This is a genomic window from Bradyrhizobium yuanmingense (assembly GCF_900094575.1).
Lineage (GTDB): Bacteria > Pseudomonadota > Alphaproteobacteria > Rhizobiales > Xanthobacteraceae > Bradyrhizobium > Bradyrhizobium yuanmingense.
Window position 1 is genome coordinate 41,968 of sequence record NZ_FMAE01000008.1, and the last position, 15,221, is coordinate 57,188.

Sequence of the window (15,221 nt, forward strand, 5' to 3'; positions counted from 1 at the left end):
TTCGAGAACGGCTAATCGGGGAGTATCAGCACGCATTCTGCGGCGCTGGAAACGCGGGACGTCCGATGAACCCTATCGAAATTACGCTGCAAGCCCTCGACGCCGCCGAGCGGGCGATTCCATCCGGCCAGCCGGTTTATATGCTCAATCTGCTGCGCTACCGCGCGCAGGCGCGTTACGAGGACGGCTTTGACGCCGCGCCCTGCTCGGGCCGTGAAGCCTTTCATGAGCGCTACAGGCCGGCTTTCCGCCGCCTCGCGGCCGGCAAGCCGATCGCGCCGACGTTTTCCGGGCCGATCCTCGCGAGCCTCGTCGGCTCGCCAAGCGAACGCTGGGACGAAGCGGCGCTCAATGAGTACGGTGACTTTGCCACCTTCCGCTCGATCGTCGACACCGAGACTTACAGGCGCGAAGTGGCGCCCCACCGGCACGCGGCGCTTGAGGATTTCCGGCTGTTCGCGCTCGCCAAGGCGATGTGAAACTATGGCGACAGTGCCAGGCGCCGTCGCTCAACGGCGTCACCGATCTCGGGCCCTATCGTTTCGGTGCTCTGATTTCCCGGACGGTGATTTCGGCCAGAGCGACAGCGTCAGTCACGCCGCGCATGTGAATGTCGATCATCCTCTTGGCGAGAAGATCACAGATCGGATCGCTTCGATCCACCAGGTCGAGCTTGCGCAAGGCATGGTTGAAGGCGAGTTCAAGAACATGTTCCTGTTCGCGGGTGAGATCCACATTCGCAATCAGCCGTAGAATCGGCATGACGCTGCTCCCTGTTGGAGTAGGGCGGGAGCACAACCGGTCTCTCTGTCACCGATTGAAGCCACGGACCGGGCGGTGATGGAACACACTGTTCCTCAACGGCTTGGCAGTCAATGCCGTCAGAGTGCCAAGCAAGCGATATTGCAACTTAATCAGCAGGGCTGCGCTTTTGAGCTTCGAGGTAGTCGGCGCGCAAACGGTATTCTTCGGCGATCTCTAGCAGCGCAGCCTTGGTGCGCCCGTCAGCCGACAGTGCTGCTTGCTCGCGGGCGGCATGTTCGAGGCGGCGGAATTCTCGGTCCATGCGAACAGCCTACCTGACCGAGACGGCTGCCGCATTAAACTGTGCAAATGTGTACACATCGTCCACTCCCTCAGGAGATTGGGAGCGATGAGGCTTCACCCCGATCTCATCCTGCTTTGCCGTCCTCGCCCAGCCGCCGCCCCACGGCCATCAGCACCACGAACGTCGCGACCCACACCATGCGCGCGCCGTAGCGGTCGTGGGGCCCTGAGATCACGCCGCAGATGAAGGCGTTGCCGAGCAGCGCCAGCGTCACCGTCCCAGCCAGCAGCGTCAGATCGTCCAGCCGGCGCCTTGCCAGCGCATGGCCGAGCAGCGCGAGCAGCGCCAGCATCGAGGCCAGCGCGACCGGGACATGCAGCCAGTTCACGACATCGAAATTGACACCCCAGTTCTGCTGCCGCGCCGCGCGCATGGCTGCGGCCTGCGCGGGGATGTAGCGCTCGATGATGCCGCGGGTGTGCGGGATCCAGCCGTTGGTGCCTTCGCCGGTCGCCACGTGCAGCAATTGCTGTCCCATCGCGCGAAGCGCCGCGCCGGCCTGCCAGGCCGGATAATCCTTCAGCGACTGCACGACGATGGTGCCCATCTCCTCATTCATGCCTGCGAAACGGCCGAGCGTGTTGAACACGCTCTTGCCCCACAGGAATTCGTCGGCGCTCGCCGGCAGCTCGTTGCGGTAGGGACAAAGCTTGTAACGTTCGCGCGGGCAACGGTCATTGAGATATTGCGCGACGATGCCGTCCTGCATCATGCGGCCGAAGGCGACGCCGTAGCCGCCGGGCGTCCAGGCCAGCTTGCCGGACAGCGCATAATTCGCCGACACCAGCATCAAGCCGCCCGCGACGATGGTGAGGCTCGCCTGCAGTAGTCCGGCCAGCGGCAGGCGCGCGCCCAGAAACGGCCGCGCCATCCAGCCCGCGGCGCACAGTCCGAGCAGCACGCCGAGCGTGGCGCTGTGGGTCGCCGCGGCAAAGGCGGTGAAGACAAACAGCGAGATCTTCTCGATCGCCGAGGTGCGGTTTGCGCCGACCACCAGGAGGAACAGCGACAGCACCGCGAGCCCGGCAAAGATGTCGGTGAGCAGCATGCTCGCAAGCCAGGGCAGCGCGGTCGACAGCATCAGGGAGAGGCTGATTGCGACGAAGCGGAAGGTCTGCATCAAACTCAACACGCGAAGAGTGAGCTGCAGCAGCCATAGCGTCGCCAGCGACTGGGCGGCGAGGTTGATCCAGAAGCCGAAACCCTCGCCATAGTGCAAATAGAGGCCGAACACCGTGGAGCGGCTGGGGACGAGATAGCCCTCGTACCAGCGCGCGAGATAGCCGCCGGTATCCCATTGCAACAGCGGATAGCCGTTCCAGACCGCCGGCGCGATCATCAGGAGGGGCAGGGCCATTGCGGCCAGCCGCAGCCAAAAAGAGCCCGCGGCGCGCGCGCGCAGTTGATCGGTGGTGATGGTCAAATCGGCTCTGCCCCCGCTCGGATCATGCCCGCAATAACGGTTGGAGGCGAATTCACCAATAGTTTGACGCCGCCCGGCTTGAATTTGGCGAAACTCTGACCACCTTGAGCCGACCTTGCCGCTCGGGGCGTCAGAAGAAGGCCTTGTTTATCAATGCTTTGGCTTGCTATCCGAGGCAAGGCACTGTTCACTCTCAGGCAAGCCCGTCAGGACTTTGTCGCCTAGACTGTGCTATAGAGCCAACAAAATCAGCCAATTCGAAAGAGCAGATCCCATGGCAGTGCATCAGGTCAATCCGGGAGGAAAGCTCGCATCGCTCGATCCGATCTGGGACCGGATCCGCAGCGAAGCGGAGGACATCGTCCGCCGCGAGCCGGAGCTTGCGACCTTCATCTATTCGTCGGTGCTGCATCACGGCCGGCTGGAGGATTCGGTGGTCCACCGCGTCGCCGAGCGGCTCGATCATTCCGCGCTGTCGGGCGACCTGGTGCGTCAGGCCTATATGGACGCGCTGCGCGACGACCCTGATCTCGGCAACGCCTTCCGCGCCGACCTCGTTGCCGTCTACGACCGCGATCCCGCGACGTCGCGCTTCATCGATCCTTTGCTCTACTTCAAGGGCTTTCATGCCATCCAGACCCATCGCCTCGCGCACTGGCTCTATCTGAAGGGCCGCAAGGATTTCGCCTATTACCTTCAGAGCCGATCCTCGGCGGTGTTCCAGACCGACATCAATCCCGCCGCGCGCATCGGCCGCGGCATCTTCCTCGACCACGCCACCGGCTTCGTCTGCGGCGAGACGGCTGTGATCGAGGACGACGTCTCGATCCTGCACGGCGTCACGCTCGGCGGCACCGGCAAGGAGAACGAGGACCGTCACCCCAAGATCCGCCACGGTGTGCTGATCGGCGCCGGCGCAAAAATTCTCGGCAATATCGAGATCGGCCATTGCGCGCGCATCGCCGCCGGTTCGGTCGTCGTCAAGCCGGTGCCGCACAACGTCACGGTTGCGGGCGTGCCGGCCAAGATCGTCGGCGAGGCCGGCTGCGCCGAGCCGTCGCGCACCATGGACCAGATGATCAACGCGATGGGGCTCTGAGCGGGCTCTTGATGCTGCGAAGGGCCGGGTTTTTCCGGCCCTTTTCGTCCCTAAATTCTTTGACAATTCGTGCTGGCGGTTCGCCGCATCTCGTCCTAAAACCCGCCGACCATTTTCGATCGGAGACTTGCCGTGGACGTCAAAGAAGTCAGAAAGTTAGATGCGTATCTGAAGCGCGTATTCGGCAATCCCAAGATCCGCGTCGTGCCGCGGCCGAAGAAGGACGATTCCGCCGAGGTCTATATCGGCGAGGAATTCATCGGCGTGCTCTTCGTCGACGACGAGGACGACGATCGCTCGTTCCAGTTCCAGATGGCGATCCTCGAGGACGATTTGGTGGATCAGGAATAGTTTTCGACGTCGTCATCGCGATGGAAGCGGATCTTCGCCTCGCGTAGCATTCTCTCGTATCCCGGACGCCCTGCAGCGCCGTCAGCGTTGCAGGGCCGAGCCGGGACCCAGAAGCCAAACGGCCGTCATTGCAAGCGCAGCATAGCAGTGCCAGCATTGCTTGAGCACACCCTGACGAGCTTTACGTGCTCAATTGCAGACTTCGACGTTGGTTGAATTCTTTTGCTCAAGCCGACAGCCGGGGCGAACAGGGCGACAACCACCAATTCCCACGCCGCAAACTATCTGCCCACTCGTCTGAGGCTTCGCAGGCCTGGATTCAACCTGCTTCCGTTCGGCGTCTCGCTTGTTGGCATCCTCGCGGGTCGCGACCGGCTTCTTGTCCTGCACCTTCTCGCACTCATTGTCGTCGTTGACGCGATAGCCGGCGCGGCAGGTGATCTTGACGCAAGTATCGCCGTCCGCCTTGAAGCCGCGATTGCAGACCAGCGGGCAGACGCGCCCCGGCTTGGCCTTGACGGCATCGAGCGCTTCGAAGCTCGCGAATTTGGCGTCGAACTTCGTGCCGGCATATTTGTTGAAGAGGCTGAGCGAACGCTGCGAGGTCGCATTCCAGTCGCCGTCCGCATTGCTCGCGAGACAGCCGACGCGGCGGAGTTCTGACTGCACCAGCTTGGCTGTCTCCTGCGGCGACAGACTCGGCGGCGATTGGGTGGGGGCCACGGCCGCGACCTTCTGCTCAGCGTCACGCTGAGCCTTCTCTTTAGCGGCTAGCTCAGCCGCTGCTTTTTCGCTGGCGATCCTCTCGGCCAGCGCCTTTTCGGCAGCCTGCTTGTCGGCCAGTGCCTTGGCAGCTGCTTCTGCATCTTTCCTGCGCTGCTCGGCGGCCGCCGCCTTGGCCTCTTCGATCTGCTTGGCCTTCTCCGCGGCGATCCGAGCATCTTCGGCAGCCTTGGCCGCTGCTGCGGCTTTCTCCTGTTCGGCCTTCTTGGCCCGTTCGGCGGCAAGCTTTGCCTTCTCCTCCTCGGCCGCCCGCGCCTTCTCGGCCGCTGCAGCGCGGGCGTCTTCGGCAGAAATCCGGTTGAGTTGAGCCTTGGCGAGATCGGTATAGAAGCCGCTGGGATAACGATTGAGGAATGCGGTCCAAACGTCGCGCGTGCCGAGTTGGAGCGCCAGTTCGTAGTCGCGCCGGATTTCGCTGTCCGGGTTCGCCTGCGGTCCGGTCGCGACCGGCTTGGCCGGAACCAGGGCCACGTCGTCGCCGCCGAGCGAGCCGTACACAAATGGCTCCTGCTTGTAGCCGGTATTCTTGAGCACGTCGTCGCGCACGAAGCCGAACGCCTTGCGCAGATCGAGCCCGGGCGTCGGCAGACGTTCGACGAGTGCCGCCGCGAACGGGCTATTCTTGGAGTCGCCGTCGGACGCCGTCGAGCCCGCTTTCGCCGCGAACGCGATCATCGTATTCGGGCTGGTTGGCTCCACCTTGGCGAGGCCGCGGCCGATGGCACGCGAGGCGATGGTACGCTTCATCGCCTTGGCAAACGGGTTGTCGCGACATGCATCGAGGATGATCAGGCGCAGCTGCTTTGCAGGTTCGACCGCGAACAGCGCGCGGTCCAGCGCGATCGTTTCGTCCAGCACGTCGCTGTCGGTCTCCAGCGTCGCGTCGGTCGGGATCAGATAGTTGACGCCGTCCAGTTCAATGCCATGACCGGCGTAATAAACCACCGCGACCCCAGCATCCCGCGCCTTGCCGCCGAAGTCACGCAGCGCCCGGCGCATCTCCGAACCGTTGAGGTCGAGCTTGATGTCGACGGTATCGAACCCGGCCTTCCTGAACATGCCGCCGACCAGGGTGGCATCGTTCGCGGGGTTCGCCAGCCGCGCCACGTTCTTGTAGGCCGAGTTGCCCATCACCAGCGCGACGCGCTTCTCGGCCAGCGCCGGTCCGGCTCCCACGCAGATCGCAAATATCAACAAAACAAACAGCCGAAGCCGCATTCCAGCCCCCGAATGCAATAGCGTCAGATTATTCGCCGCATGGCCAATCGCAATCTATGCTAAGTGATATCAGTCACACATCCATGCGCCATCCGGGCAACCCCGTGCCCCGCATCACGGCCATCATGCCCTGTTTTGGCCCGATGGGTCAATCATTATTCGAAAAAAACGAAAAGACTCGATGCTGCCAACGCTTGGCTACTGTGCATGGGGTTGTTTTCGATTTTTTGGTTTGGAGGCTCCAGCCGACAGTAAGCCGACCGCCCTTAGCCCCGCGGCCCGCGCAGCTGCGCGGTCAGCCTCTCCATCGCCTCCGCCACCTCGCGCCACTGCGACAGCCAGCTGCGTGGAAAGCGGAAGGTGAGGTCGGCGCCGCCGACGCGGCGCTCGGAGAGGCACATGCCGGGGGTGGCGGCATCGCGCGTGCAGCGCGCGGTGAGCGCGGGGCTCGCAGCCGAATAGAGGTCCTCGCTGCCGTAGGGCGTGTCGGTGCGGAACATGCGCATCGTCAGGCCGTCCGCCGGGCTTGCCGCGGCCGGGTCGAGATAGCGCGGATAGATCGTGGCCGTGCGCTGCTCGGGCGAGAGCGCATCGTGATGGGCCGCGATCGACAGGAAGACGCGGTCGATCGACTGCAGCGCCGCTTCCGCCGTGTCGGAGGTGACGTGCTTGGGCGCGCCGGGCGGCTCCAGCGAGGGATAGAGGAAGTCGAGATCGATGCGCTCCTGCGGCCCCGAGTGCCGCTGGATCTTCATCCGGATCGCGGTCACCGGCAGGTTGAACAACGTGCCGCCGACGCTCACCGGCAGCTTGTCCGGCGCGTTCGCGCCCCGGCTGCCCCAGGTCGGCCACAGCAGGTAGGCGACGAGCGCGACCGCAGCGACCGCCGCCACGCCGCCGAGCACGATCGGCACGACATGCGCCCGGGTGCGCGTGCGGGGGGACCTGAGGGGAGCTGCCGAGAACAATGTCATGAATTGCGCGAGGTCGACCGGAGGTCGGCCGATGGCCGACGAATCAGCGCGAATATGCCATGCGACGGCGCTTTCGCGCAGCGTTCCCGGCCGCTTGGATCGGGACGGCCCCTGCATGGGACGGCCGGCCGCGTTAACCTTTCCTTAAGGATAATGTAGCGTTAACGGGCTCTGTTTGTCACAGGAAGGCACGCGCGTTGTGTAAGGGCGGAGCACTTCCGATGACACCTGAAGCTCTCAACACCTTCTTCTCGATCGGCATCGGTTTCGCGCTCGCGGGCGCGCTCGTGAACGGATACCAGGCGCTGGCGCAGCGGCCCGCCGGCTTCGGCCTGCTGCAGGACGGCGTGGCCCCGAAAACCTTCGCGGCGGTTCCCTTCCTGGTGTTCGCCGCGCCCTTCATCATCATGCGCAACACGCTGCGCGGCGTGCGGGTGGAAAGCCGCCGCATGGAATTCGTGATGATGGCAACCGTCATCGCCGCCTTTTGGAGCATGATGAGCGGCACTTTCTTCCTGATGACGCTGCGCGCCGCCGGCCTTCTGGTCTGATCCGAAGTGCCTCGAGCGCGGCCGGCCTTTGCGTCGCGGCTGCCGTTTGGCTATGCCAATCGTCAACGCGACAGGAGACAGCCAATGGCCATCTACGAGCTCGACGGGCAGGCGCCCGACCTTCCCGCCGACGGCAATTATTTCATCGCCGAGACCGCGACCGTGATCGGCCGGGTGCGCTTGAAGCCGGGCGCGAGCGTCTGGTTCGGCGCGGTGCTGCGCGGCGACAATGAGTGGATCGAGGTCGGCGAGGGCGCCAATGTGCAGGACGGCTCGACCTGCCACACCGATCTCGGCTTTCCGCTTGTCATCGGCAGGAACTGCACGGTCGGCCACAACGTCATCCTGCACGGCTGCACCATCGAGGAGGGCGCGCTGATCGGCATGGGCTCGATCGTGATGAACGGGGCAAAGATCGGCCGCAACAGCATCGTCGGCGCGGGCTCCGTCATGACCGAGGGCAAGGAGTTCCCCGAGCGCTCGCTGATCATCGGCTCGCCCGCGCGCGTGATCCGCACGCTCGACGACGCCCAGGTGCAGAAGATGGGGAGCGCGGCCCGGTTCTACGTGGCCAACGGTCCGCGCTTCAAGCAGGGCTTGAAGCGGATCGGCTGACCGGCCCGCCCGGCCGCGCTTCGCCTAAGCCGTGCCACGGCTCCATACCGTAAAAATACAGCCTGACGCCTTAATCCTCTGCTAGCGCGATCACGCTTATCATCCAGCGTTTTCAACCAGGAGGAGCGGCGCCATGGGAGCTGCGGCGCTGGAATCCGGCTTCAGTGCCGGAACCAAATTCTTGAAGAAATTGGTCCGTTTCGTGCGCGGCGCCGACACGCTGACGGTCGCGGAGAAGGTCTACAGCATCGCCGCCTTCCTGGCGATCGTCACCACTTTCCTGCTGGTGATGTCGGTCCAGTCAGTGCGCCTGCAGACGACGTATCGCCACCTGCATGCCACCTCCGCCGACGCGGCGGTCGGCGTCGGGCGCATCAACGCCCTGATCTACGCCGTCGTGATGGAATCGCGCGGCATCTACATGTCCGCCGATCGTGCCGCGATGAAGCAGTTCGCGGACGGGCTGGTGCGGCGCAACCGCGAGCTCGCCGAGGCCGTGAAGAGCATGGAGCGCACGGTGGGCGACGACGACGCCGAGCTGTTCTCTTCCTTCCGCCAGCGCATCCAGCAATTCATCGACTTCCGCCAGGAGCTGGTGCGCCGCGGCGTCGAGATCAGCCCGGCCGCGGCCCGCGAGTGGGGCGACAACGACGCCAATCGCACCCTGCGCAGCAAGCTCAACAGCGATCTCGAAGCGCTCGAGCGCATCTACGAACAGCGCGCCCGCGAGGCGGACGAACTCGCCGACAGCCACCGCTACGCAGCCGCCTATCTGTTCGCGCTGGGGCTCGCGGCGCTGATGCTCGCGGCGTTGAACGTCGTCGTCATGCGGAACTCGGTGATCGGCGCGCTCGCCGATATCACGCAGGCGACCGACCGGATCGCGCAGGGCGACGTCAAGAGCGAGGTGCCGCATCTGCGCCGTCACGACGAGATCGGGCGCCTTGCACGCGCGGTGCAGAATTTCCGTGACGCGGTGGCGCGCATCTTCGAGCTCGAGGAGCTCGAGCTCGGCACTGCGCAGGCGCGCGACGCGGCGATGACCGAGCGCGACAAGTTCAACGACAAGTACCAGGCCAAGAAGTGGCAGCTTTCGGCAGCGATCAACAACATGCCGCAGGGGCTGATCATGCTCGACGGCAAGGCCAATGTGGTCGCGATGAACGCCAATTACCGCAGGATCTACAATCTGCCTGAGACGATCCAGACCGGGTCGAGTCTCGAGGAGATCCTCCAGCACAGGGTCGAGAGCGGATTGTTCAGCGGCGACGTCACGAAATACGTCGCGGCGGTGCTCGACCGCATCGCCAAACGCCAGCCGACGTCGTACGAGATCGCGCTGAACGACGGCCGCATCATCAAGATCTACGAGCGCCCGATGGACGGCGGCGGCTGGGTGTCGGTGCAGGAGGACGTCACGGAACAGCGCCACCGCGAACGCATTCTCGAACGGATGGAGCGCTTTCTCGCCACCATCATCGAGAACGTGGCCGAGGGCATCATCGCCAAGGACGCGCGCAATCTGCGCTACGTCTTCGTCAACAAGGCCGCCGAGAAGATGATCGGCATGTCGCGCGGCGAGATCATCGGCAAGACGGCGCGGGAATTGTTCTCCGTGGAGGCTGCCGAATTGATCGAGCGGCGCGACCAGCAGTTGCTCGCACAGCGGCAGCAGCTCGAGCCGATCATCGATACCATCGATAATCCCGTCCGCGGGCGCCGCGTCATCTGCGCCCGCCGCATCCAGGTGGGGGGCGCCGGTGAGGAGTCCCACATGTTCGTGACCATGGTCGAGGATCGGACCGAACGGCCGGCAGCGGCGGCATAGCGGCCGGCGGCAGCTCGCATCTGCCGCGGGCTGCCGATGCTCGCGCGGAAGTGAGACAGTGTGGCTGTCACGAATGACCGACTGACGGTAGCTTGGTCCTGCTTTGAAGCGTGGAGCGACCTCCACGCGGAGGATCGAGTGATGTTACGCAGGATGATGATGACGGCGCTGGCCGTGGCGGCGGTCGGGCTGTCGGCGCCACAAAAGGCCGAGGCGGGCGGCGGTTTCGGACGTGGTGGAGGCTTTCACGGCGGTGGCTTCCATGGTGGCGGCTTCCATGGCTGGGGGCACCGTCATTGGCATGGCGGCGGCTTCTGGCCAGGGATCGGGATCGGGGTGGGTCTCGCCGGCGCCGGCCTGTACGGCGGCTATTACGGCTATCCCTATTACGCCGTCCCCGACGACTATGGCCCTGCCTACAACGATGGCTATGGCGGCTGCTACGTCGTGCGCAAGCGCGTCATGACCCCGTCGGGCTGGCGCTACCGCCAAGTCGACGTCTGCGAGTGAGGCGAAATAGCTGTTAAAAAACAAGGTCGTTGACGCAGTATACCGTCAACGACCTTGCCAGCCCCGGATATTGAAATCGGCTCACGCCATCCGGTAACGGCGAACATCGCGCGGAATCATACCGGCGAATGTGATCCAGTTCACAAGTGGCGAAAATAAAGTTCCCGCACCGTGACCGGCTCAGCCGCCCGAGCGCTTGCGGGCGCTGGCGTGGACGCGCCGCGCTGGTTTCCTGCGGGTAACCGATGGAGTCTCGACCTCGGTCGCCCGTGCACTGGCAAAGGACTGCCGCAAGCCGTCGATGGATTCGTTCAAGGCCGTAACCTGCTCCGACAGGCGCTTGGTGTCGGCCTGTTGCGCCGCCAGCAGCCGCTTCATCGTCTGAAGCTGGTCCTGCACCACCTGGAGCTGGTCGATCGATTCCTGCTGGGTCGCCTCCAGCCCCTTGGTCTTCTCGACCAGCTGCTCGGAGGCCTGGGCGGTGCGGGCCTGAAGCTGCCGCGAGGCCACCACCCGGTCGCTCTCGGGGGCGGCACCGGTATAGGCCCGCCAGATTGCGATCGACGTCACGCCCGCGATCAGCAGCAGGAGGGCTGCAGCAGCCAGCGCGATCGGCTGGGCGCCAAGGCGAAGGAGGGTGTTGGACGGCCTGTCCTGGGCGAGATCGATCATCGCTGACAAAACCCAAATTGAAACTTGGTGAGTGGCGAAGACCGGCAACCCAGAGGGGTCACCGGGGCGTCCCGAAAGCCTTACGTTTCGGCAAGGAATGGGACCAAAAAGAGGCTGAGCGGCAAAAAACCAGTGATCAGCGGCTCTTGCAGCCCGGGAGCGCCGCGCAGCGGGCAGGGATCAAGGCTGAAATTGCGAGAACGGCCCGGAATAGCTCTTTGCGCGCGGTGCCGCATAGGGCCCGAGCCGGGAGGTCTTCAGTCCAAGTCGCACCAGTGATTCCGCCAGCGTCACCGCGGCCGCGACGCCGTCGATCACGGGCAGGCCGTGCGCGGCGGCGAGCTCGCCTGCGAGATCGGCCATGCCGGCGCAGCCGAGCACGATCGCTTCTGCCCGGTCGTCACGGACGGCGGCGGTGATCTCCGCTGAGATCTTGCCGAGCGCATCAATGTTGCGCTCTTCCAGCGCCAGCACCGGGACCTCGGCGGCACGGACGCGGGCGCAGCGTTCGGCCAGGCCGTACTTGCGCAGATTGTGCTCGAGCGGCACGATGGAGACGCCGAGCGTGGTCACCACGGCAAAGCGCGCCGCGATCAGGCTCGCGAGGTGGAAGCCGGCCTCGCCGATGCCGATCACCGGCGCCTTGGCGGCGGCACGCGCGGCATCCAGGCCGGTGTCGTCGAAGCAGGCGATGATGTGTGCGTCCGCGCCGTCGCGATCGGCCTCGCGGATGCAGCCGAGCATGCCGGGCACCGCGAAAGCTTCGTCGTAAAACCCCTCGATCGAGACCGGGCCCATCGCCGGCTGACGCGCATCGATCACGGTGTCGGCGAGCGCAACGCTGCGCGCGGCAGCGGCGATCTTCGCCGTCATCGACGCCGTTGTGTTGGGGTTGACGACGTGAAGCCGCATTGGAACAGACGAGTCCTTATCTCAGACGAGTCCCTTGCCGGCGTCCGAGCCCTTGGCCGCCTGCCGCTTGTTGAGCACGTGAATGGTGCCGAGCGCAAGCGTGATGACCGTGAACGAGACCGCCGAGATCACGGTGCCGAGCGCGTAGATGTCGGGGTTGGTCACGGTGGTGGTGAGGCCTTGAAGATCCAGCGGCAACGTGTTCACGGCGCCGATCGCCTGGCTGGAGCGTGCGAGCTCGTCCCAGGACAGCGTGAAGCCGAACAGGCCGATGCCGATCACCGAGGGCAGGATGATCGGCAGCACGACATGGCGGAACGTCTGCCACGGTGTCGCGCCGAGATCGCGCGCGGCTTCTTCCAGCCGCGGGTCGAAGCGGTTGAAGATCGCGAACATGATGAGCAGCCCGAATGGCAGTGTCCAGGTCAGGTGCGCGCCCAGCCCGGACGTGAGCAGGCCCATCGAGGTCTCGAAATTCTCGTTCCAATGCGCCTTGATCAGGTCGTCGATGATGCGGAACTCGAGCGAGATGCCGAGCGAGGTGATGATCGAAGGCACGATGAGGCTGGCGATCGCCGAGTAGAACAGGATGCTCTGCGCCTTGAACTTGCGCCGGAACGCCATGCCGGCGGCGACCGACAGCACGACGGTGACGATCATCACGACGATGCCGAGCAGCAGCGAGCGGCGGAAGGCGGCACCGAGATCGACGATGCCGGTGCCCTGGAACAATTTTGCGATCCAGAAGGTCGATACGCCGTTCATCGGGAAGGTGAGGCCGCCCTGCGGCCCCTGGAACGACAGCACGTAGATCGCGATCATCGGCCCATAGAGAAACAGCACATAGGCCGCGAAGAAGATCGCGAGCACGTAGAACGAGCGCGGGCGTCCTTCCTTCATGCTCTAGAGCTCCTTCTTGATGTCGACGATGCGCGACATCATGGTGATGATCAGGAAGGTGATTGCGAGGAGGATCACGGCATTGGCCGCGGCGGCGGGGAATTGCAGCGCGTTGACCCGCGTCTCGATGATCTTGCCGGCGGCGGCGATCTGCTGGCCGCCCATCACGCCGATGGTGATGAAGTCGCCCATCACGATGGTGATGACGAAGATCGAGCCGATCACGATGCCGGGCTTGGCCAGCGGAATGATGACGTTGACGAGGGTCTGGAAACCGCTGGCGCCGGCATCATAGGCGGCCTCGATCAGCGACTTGTCGATGCGCACCATCGAGTTGAAGATCGGCACCACCATGAAGAAGGTGAAGAGGTGCACCAGTGCCAGCACCACGGAGAATTCGGAGAACAGCAGCCATTCCACGGGATGGTTGATCAGGCCCGTCTTCATCAGGCCGGTGTTCACGAGGCCGTTGCGGCCGAGCAGCGGGATCCAGGCGATCATGCGGATCACGTTGGAGGTCCAGAACGGGATCGTGCAGAGCAGCGACAAGCCCATCTGCCAGGTCTTGGACTTGACGTGGAAGGCGAGGAAGTAGGCGACCCAGAAGCCGATGAAGAGGGTGATGGCCCAGACCAGGAAGCAGAGTTTCAGCGTCTTCAGATAGGTCTTGGCGATGGTGCAGAGCTCAGGGAGCTGCGCAATGCAGCCTTCGAACGTGTCGGTGTAGCCGCGGCCGGAGAAAGCCGGCAGCAGCTGGTATTCGTTGTAGTCCCAGAACGAGACGATGACGACGAAGACGAGCGGAATGAGGAAGAACGCGAGAAACACCAGCATCATCGGCCCGGCCTGGAGCCAGGAGATGAAGGACGGCGACAGGCGCGTCGGCTTTGCGGCGCGCGCTGTGCCCGACCCCGGGATCAAGCCCGGGGCTGCCTGTTGCAGGACCTCTTCCGACATGTCCGTTACGCCGCGATGAACTCGTTCCACTTGCGGACCATGTAGTCGTTCTCGTCCATCACGGCGTTCCAGCACGCGACCCCGCCCATGCGATCCTCGTAGGAGCCGCCGTCACGCACCGCGCCGGCCTTTTCAAGCAGCGAGCCGTCGGGCGCCTTGATGTCCTTCTCGGCCGGTTTGCCTTCCATCCAGTAGGCCCATTCGTAGGGCTCCATGTGCGCCTTCGCAGTGGAGAGCACGGCGGAGTAATAGCCCTGGCGGTTGAGATAGGCGCCGGCAAAGCCCGACAGGAACCAGTTCACGAATTCATAGGCCCATTCGAGCTTGGCACCCGAGACACCCTTGGACACGCAGAAGCCGGAAGCCCAGGACCGGTAGCCTTCCTTCAGCGGCTGGAAGGTGCAGGGGATGCCCATCGAGCGCACCTTGGTGACCGCCGGTGACCACATCGACTGAATCACGGTCTCGCCCGAGGCCATCAGGTTGACGCTCTCGTTGAAGTCCTTCCAGAAGGCGCGGAACTGGCCGGCCTTCTTGGCCTCGGTCATCACCTTCATGGTGAGATCGATCTCTTCCTTGGTCATGTTGCCCTTGTCGGCATATTTGTACTTGCCGGAGGCTTCCACGACCATCGCGGCATCCATGATGCCGATCGAGGGGATGTTGAGGATCGAGGCCTTGCCCTTGAACTCGGGGTTGAGCAGCTCGGCCCAGGTGGTGATCGGACGCTTGATCAGGTCGGGGCGGATGCCGAGCGTGTCGGCGTTGTAGACGGTCGGGATCAGCGTGACGAATTCGGTCGCCGACGTCGCGAACTTCTTGGAGTCCTTGCCTTCGAGATAGAGCACCTTCCAGGGCGCGGTGCCCTGGCCGCCGATCTTCTTGCCGCCGGGCGTCTCGCCCTTGGTGAAGACGGGCGTGATGTTGCCGAACTCCTTGATCTTCTTGGCGTCGAGCGCAAGGATGTTGCCCGACGGCACCAGCTTCTTCAGCGAGAAATATTCGGTATCCAGCACGTCGAAGGAATTCGGCTGGGTCATCACGCGCTTGGTGACGTCGTCCGTGGTTGCGGTGATGTATTCGATCTTGATACCAGTGTCCTTCAGACATTGCTTGGCGATGTCGTCGCCCTCGTTCACGGCCGTGCCGAGATAGCGCAGTACCTTCGCATCGGCCGACTTCACGTAAGGAAAGCCGGTGATCGCGCCGGAGCCGGCGGCGAGGCCGGCGAGACCCGCGGTGCCCTTCAATAGCGTGCGGCGGCTGACGCCGGTCTTCCTGGTCGTCTCGGTCATTTCGCTCACTCCTCTGTGTTGCGCA

General features: G+C 64.1%; 17 protein-coding genes. 7 read left to right on the top strand and 10 right to left on the bottom strand.

Going from position 1 to position 15,221, the window contains the following annotated elements; genetic code table 11:
• Positions 1-140: 140 nt before the first annotated feature.
• Positions 141-479, top strand: coding sequence for a hypothetical protein (locus tag GA0061099_RS27605; RefSeq protein WP_244429390.1), 339 nt, complete (start codon positions 141-143; stop codon positions 477-479).
• Between the two features lie 55 nt (positions 480-534).
• Here the strand turns inward: GA0061099_RS27605 and GA0061099_RS40340 are convergent, their stop codons facing one another.
• From GA0061099_RS40340 to GA0061099_RS27610, 3 genes are all read right to left on the bottom strand, one after another.
• A complete protein-coding gene (locus GA0061099_RS40340; protein WP_141697682.1) occupies positions 535-762 on the bottom strand; it encodes a hypothetical protein in 228 nt (75 codons plus the stop codon).
• A gap of 148 nt (positions 763-910) precedes the next feature.
• The gene (locus GA0061099_RS41405; protein ID WP_156447197.1) at positions 911-1,066 is read right to left on the bottom strand and encodes a hypothetical protein; all 156 of its coding nucleotides are present in this window, start codon (positions 1,064-1,066) and stop codon (positions 911-913) included.
• Between the two features lie 106 nt (positions 1,067-1,172).
• Positions 1,173-2,531 (bottom strand): hypothetical protein, encoded by a 1,359-nt coding sequence (locus GA0061099_RS27610; protein ID WP_036029711.1) that lies wholly within the window; start codon positions 2,529-2,531, stop codon positions 1,173-1,175.
• A 274-nt stretch (positions 2,532-2,805) separates the two neighbouring features.
• Here GA0061099_RS27610 and cysE point away from each other — a divergent pair, with 274 nt between their 5' ends.
• Both cysE and GA0061099_RS27620 read left to right on the top strand, forming a co-directional pair.
• Complete coding sequence (gene cysE / locus GA0061099_RS27615; RefSeq protein ID WP_036029708.1) at positions 2,806-3,630, top strand: serine O-acetyltransferase; 825 nt, start codon at positions 2,806-2,808, stop codon at positions 3,628-3,630.
• A 132-nt stretch (positions 3,631-3,762) separates the two neighbouring features.
• The gene (locus tag GA0061099_RS27620) at positions 3,763-3,981 is read left to right on the top strand and encodes a DUF3126 family protein (protein ID WP_007602550.1); all 219 of its coding nucleotides are present in this window, start codon (positions 3,763-3,765) and stop codon (positions 3,979-3,981) included.
• A gap of 189 nt (positions 3,982-4,170) precedes the next feature.
• Here the strand turns inward: GA0061099_RS27620 and GA0061099_RS27625 are convergent, their stop codons facing one another.
• Together GA0061099_RS27625 and GA0061099_RS27630 are read right to left on the bottom strand one after the other, a co-directional pair.
• Positions 4,171-5,982, bottom strand: coding sequence for a caspase family protein (locus GA0061099_RS27625; RefSeq protein ID WP_036029705.1), 1,812 nt, complete (start codon positions 5,980-5,982; stop codon positions 4,171-4,173).
• A 266-nt stretch (positions 5,983-6,248) separates the two neighbouring features.
• A complete protein-coding gene (locus GA0061099_RS27630) occupies positions 6,249-6,956 on the bottom strand; it encodes a hypothetical protein (RefSeq protein WP_036029730.1) in 708 nt (235 codons plus the stop codon).
• A 221-nt stretch (positions 6,957-7,177) separates the two neighbouring features.
• Here GA0061099_RS27630 and GA0061099_RS27635 point away from each other — a divergent pair, with 221 nt between their 5' ends.
• From GA0061099_RS27635 to GA0061099_RS27650, 4 genes are all read left to right on the top strand, one after another.
• A complete protein-coding gene (locus GA0061099_RS27635; protein ID WP_036015295.1) occupies positions 7,178-7,507 on the top strand; it encodes a DUF6949 family protein in 330 nt (109 codons plus the stop codon).
• A gap of 84 nt (positions 7,508-7,591) precedes the next feature.
• Entirely contained in the window at positions 7,592-8,122 is a 531-nt protein-coding gene (locus GA0061099_RS27640) for a gamma carbonic anhydrase family protein (RefSeq protein WP_036029702.1), read from the top strand.
• A gap of 133 nt (positions 8,123-8,255) precedes the next feature.
• Positions 8,256-9,950 carry a PAS-domain containing protein gene (locus tag GA0061099_RS41870; RefSeq protein WP_081493032.1) on the top strand — a complete coding sequence of 565 codons (1,695 nt, stop codon included), beginning with the start codon at positions 8,256-8,258 and terminating at the stop codon, positions 9,948-9,950.
• A gap of 141 nt (positions 9,951-10,091) precedes the next feature.
• A complete protein-coding gene (locus GA0061099_RS27650; RefSeq protein WP_036029699.1) occupies positions 10,092-10,460 on the top strand; it encodes a hypothetical protein in 369 nt (122 codons plus the stop codon).
• A 180-nt stretch (positions 10,461-10,640) separates the two neighbouring features.
• Here the strand turns inward: GA0061099_RS27650 and GA0061099_RS27655 are convergent, their stop codons facing one another.
• The 5 genes from GA0061099_RS27655 to GA0061099_RS27675 all read right to left on the bottom strand — a co-directional run bounded on the left by GA0061099_RS27655 (position 10,641) and on the right by GA0061099_RS27675 (position 15,196).
• Positions 10,641-11,132: a hypothetical protein gene (locus tag GA0061099_RS27655; RefSeq protein WP_036029696.1), complete on the bottom strand. Its 492-nt coding sequence runs from the start codon at positions 11,130-11,132 to the stop codon at positions 10,641-10,643.
• 180 nt (positions 11,133-11,312) lie between these two features.
• Positions 11,313-12,044 (bottom strand): aspartate/glutamate racemase family protein, encoded by a 732-nt coding sequence (locus GA0061099_RS27660; RefSeq protein WP_036029692.1) that lies wholly within the window; start codon positions 12,042-12,044, stop codon positions 11,313-11,315.
• 21 nt (positions 12,045-12,065) lie between these two features.
• Positions 12,066-12,944 (bottom strand): ABC transporter permease, encoded by an 879-nt coding sequence (locus GA0061099_RS27665; RefSeq protein WP_025037151.1) that lies wholly within the window; start codon positions 12,942-12,944, stop codon positions 12,066-12,068.
• A 3-nt stretch (positions 12,945-12,947) separates the two neighbouring features.
• The gene (locus tag GA0061099_RS27670; protein ID WP_036029689.1) at positions 12,948-13,901 is read right to left on the bottom strand and encodes an ABC transporter permease; all 954 of its coding nucleotides are present in this window, start codon (positions 13,899-13,901) and stop codon (positions 12,948-12,950) included.
• A gap of 5 nt (positions 13,902-13,906) precedes the next feature.
• Positions 13,907-15,196: an ABC transporter substrate-binding protein gene (locus GA0061099_RS27675; RefSeq protein ID WP_036029687.1), complete on the bottom strand. Its 1,290-nt coding sequence runs from the start codon at positions 15,194-15,196 to the stop codon at positions 13,907-13,909.
• Positions 15,197-15,221: the final 25 nt, after the last annotated feature.

What these genes read in the sequence shown, in the direction of transcription:
- GA0061099_RS27605 (WP_244429390.1), top strand. Translation starts at nt 141, where the DNA reads ATGCTCAATCTGCTGCGCTACCGCGCGCAGGCGCGTTACGAGGACGGC.
- GA0061099_RS40340 (WP_141697682.1), bottom strand. Translation starts at nt 762, where the DNA reads ATGCCGATTCTACGGCTGATTGCGAATGTGGATCTCACCCGCGAACAG.
- GA0061099_RS41405 (WP_156447197.1), bottom strand. Translation starts at nt 1,066, where the DNA reads ATGGACCGAGAATTCCGCCGCCTCGAACATGCCGCCCGCGAGCAAGCA.
- cysE (WP_036029708.1), top strand. Translation starts at nt 2,806, where the DNA reads ATGGCAGTGCATCAGGTCAATCCGGGAGGAAAGCTCGCATCGCTCGAT.
- GA0061099_RS27625 (WP_036029705.1), bottom strand. Translation starts at nt 5,982, where the DNA reads ATGCGGCTTCGGCTGTTTGTTTTGTTGATATTTGCGATCTGCGTGGGA.
- GA0061099_RS27630 (WP_036029730.1), bottom strand. Translation starts at nt 6,956, where the DNA reads ATGACATTGTTCTCGGCAGCTCCCCTCAGGTCCCCCCGCACGCGCACC.
- GA0061099_RS27635 (WP_036015295.1), top strand. Translation starts at nt 7,178, where the DNA reads ATGACACCTGAAGCTCTCAACACCTTCTTCTCGATCGGCATCGGTTTC.
- GA0061099_RS27640 (WP_036029702.1), top strand. Translation starts at nt 7,592, where the DNA reads ATGGCCATCTACGAGCTCGACGGGCAGGCGCCCGACCTTCCCGCCGAC.
- GA0061099_RS41870 (WP_081493032.1), top strand. Translation starts at nt 8,256, where the DNA reads ATGGGAGCTGCGGCGCTGGAATCCGGCTTCAGTGCCGGAACCAAATTC.
- GA0061099_RS27650 (WP_036029699.1), top strand. Translation starts at nt 10,092, where the DNA reads ATGTTACGCAGGATGATGATGACGGCGCTGGCCGTGGCGGCGGTCGGG.
- GA0061099_RS27655 (WP_036029696.1), bottom strand. Translation starts at nt 11,132, where the DNA reads ATGATCGATCTCGCCCAGGACAGGCCGTCCAACACCCTCCTTCGCCTT.
- GA0061099_RS27660 (WP_036029692.1), bottom strand. Translation starts at nt 12,044, where the DNA reads ATGCGGCTTCACGTCGTCAACCCCAACACAACGGCGTCGATGACGGCG.
- GA0061099_RS27665 (WP_025037151.1), bottom strand. Translation starts at nt 12,944, where the DNA reads ATGAAGGAAGGACGCCCGCGCTCGTTCTACGTGCTCGCGATCTTCTTC.
- GA0061099_RS27670 (WP_036029689.1), bottom strand. Translation starts at nt 13,901, where the DNA reads ATGTCGGAAGAGGTCCTGCAACAGGCAGCCCCGGGCTTGATCCCGGGG.
- GA0061099_RS27675 (WP_036029687.1), bottom strand. Translation starts at nt 15,196, where the DNA reads ATGACCGAGACGACCAGGAAGACCGGCGTCAGCCGCCGCACGCTATTG.